Origin of the sequence: Protofrankia sp. CiP1_Cm_nod1 (assembly GCF_920888515.1) — a bacterium.
In the GTDB taxonomy this organism is placed as follows: domain Bacteria; phylum Actinomycetota; class Actinomycetes; order Frankiales; family Frankiaceae; genus Protofrankia.
The window spans coordinates 1-2,254 of sequence record NZ_CAKKTM010000319.1 but is presented as its reverse complement, the minus strand read 5'-3'; the positions used below and the strand labels follow the sequence as shown (position 1 = coordinate 2,254).

General features: G+C 74.5%; 3 protein-coding genes. All 3 read left to right on the top strand.

Features of this window, described 5'->3' with window-relative positions:
* On the top strand, positions 1 to 1,127 hold a 1,127-nt coding region (gene accA / locus NBX02_RS14310), incomplete at its 5' end, for an acetyl-CoA carboxylase carboxyl transferase subunit alpha (protein ID WP_250291719.1).
* Positions 1,127 to 1,726: a biotin/lipoyl-containing protein gene (locus NBX02_RS14305; RefSeq protein WP_250291718.1), complete on the top strand. Its 600-nt coding sequence runs from the start codon at positions 1,127 to 1,129 to the stop codon at positions 1,724 to 1,726. The genes accA and NBX02_RS14305, both read left to right, overlap by 1 nt.
* On the top strand, positions 1,723 to 2,254 hold a 532-nt coding region (locus tag NBX02_RS14300), incomplete at its 3' end, for a biotin carboxylase N-terminal domain-containing protein (RefSeq protein ID WP_445548431.1). The genes NBX02_RS14305 and NBX02_RS14300, both read left to right, overlap by 4 nt.

Sequence of the window (2,254 nt, the reverse complement as noted above, 5' to 3'; positions counted from 1 at the left end):
CGGCCGTGCCCGCGCCGCGGCCCGCACCGTCCCGGCCGTCGGTGTCTCGCCCGTCGGCGTCCCAGCTGTCGGCGTCCCAGCCGTCGGCCGCGCGGCCGCCCGTGCCGCGGCCCTCGGAGGGCGACACGCTGATCGTCGACCCGGAGCGGCTGCCCGCGCGGGAGCAGTGGGAGTCGGTGCGGCTGGCCCGCCGGCTCGGCCGGCCGACGACCCTGGACTACATCGCCCTGATGATCGAGGATTGGGCGGAGCTGCACGGTGACCGCATGTCGGAGGACTGCCCGGCGATGGTCTGCGGGCTCGGCCGCCTCGAGGGCACACCGGTCGTCGTGATCGGCACGCAGAAGGGGCACAGCGCGGCCGAGCTGTCCGCGCGCAACTATGGGATGCCGTCGCCGGCCGGCTACCGCAAGGCCGCCCGGGCGATGCGGCTGGCCGCCAAGCTTGGGCTGCCGGTGATCACCCTGATCGACACCGCGGGCGCCTTCCCCGGCATCGACGCCGAGCGCAACGGGCAGTCGGTCGCGATCGCCGAGAACCTGCGGCTGATGGCGGGCCTGCCCGTCCCGGTGGTGGCGGTGGTGACCGGCGAGGGCGGCAGCGGCGGCGCGCTCGCGCTCGCGATCGCCGACCGCGTCCTGATGTGCGCCAACGCCGTCTACTCGGTGATCAGTCCGGAAGGGTGCGCCGCAATCCTGTGGAAGGACGCCGCCGCCGGGCCGAAGGCCGCGGCGGCACTGCGGGTGGACGCCCGCGAGCTGCTGCGCGGCGGGATCGTCGACGGTGTGGTGCCCGAGCCCGAGGGGGGCGCCGACAGCGACCACCTGCTCGCGGCGCACGCCCTGCGCGACGCGCTGACCAGCACGTTGGCGCGGCTGCTGCCGCGGGACCAGATGACCCTCGTCACCGGCCGCCGGGCGCGGTTCCGCCGTTTCGGCGCCGACACGCTCACCGCACTCGACGACGACCGCGAGCTCGACCATGAGCTTGATCGGGATCTCGACCGTGACCTCGACCGTGACCTCGACCGGGCCGGTGTCGGCGGCCACGGTGCCGATGACGACCGGGACGGCCGTGACCAGCGCGGCCGCGACCGGGACGGTCTTGACGAGAAGGAAAGCGCCTGATGAGCCCGGTCCAGGTCAACGGGGTCCCGCCGGTGCGGACGGCGGTGCCCGGCGCCGGCGAGCTCGACGAGATCATGACAGTACTCCGCGATCATCTGCTCGCCCTGAGCGCGCAGACGTCCCGGGTGCCCAGCCGGGTGCGGGCGGCGGCCGGCGAGGTCTTCATCGAGATCGCCTGGCCGGACGCGGCGCCGCCGGCGTCCACCGAGCTGGTCGCACCGGCAGCGCCGCCGGTGCCGGTGCGACCGGTGCCGGGGGCCAGCACCGGGCCTGTCCAACAGCAGGCCGGGCCGGCATCGCCGGTGGCCGGGTCGGCCGCGGCGGACGCCGACGCGCACATCCTGCGTGCCGCCACCGTGGGCGTGTTCTACCAGGCTCCCGAGCCCGGGGCCAAGCCGTTCGTCACCGTGGGTGATCTGATCACCCGCGGCCAGCAGGTGGCGATCATCGAGGCGATGAAGCTGATGATCCCGGTGGAGGCGGACGCGTCCGGCCGGGTGCTGGAGATCCTGGTGGCCGACGGCACCCCGGTCGAGCACGGCCAGCCCCTGCTGACGGTGGCCACCGGCGACGCCGACCGGGCGGGCCCGGGCCGATGATCAAAAAGGTGCTGATCGCCAACCGTGGCGAGATCGCGCTGCGGGTCGCCCGCACCTGCCGCGAGCTCGGGCTGGCCACGCTGGCGGTCCACTCCGCAGCCGACCGTGACTCGGCGGTCGTCCGGTTCGCCGACGAGTCGGTGCAGATCGGCCCCGGCCCGGCCAAGGCCAGCTACCTCAACATCCCCGCCGTCATCGAGGCGGCACGCGGCTGGGGCGCCGACGCCATCCACCCCGGCTACGGATTTCTCTCGGAGAACCCGGACTTCGCCGAGGTGTGCGAGGAGGAGGGCATCACCTTCGTCGGCCCACCGGCATCGGTGATGAGCCGTCTCGGCGACAAGGCGAGCGCCCGTTCGATCATGTCGGACGCGGGGCTGCCGCTCCTGCCGGGCAGCCGGGACGCGCTCGAGCACGCCGACGAGGCCGCGGAGTTCGCCGCCGGGATCGGCTACCCGGTCATCATCAAGGCGGTGGCCGGCGGCGGCGGGCGCGGGATGAGCGTGGTGCACGAGCCCGACGCGTTCC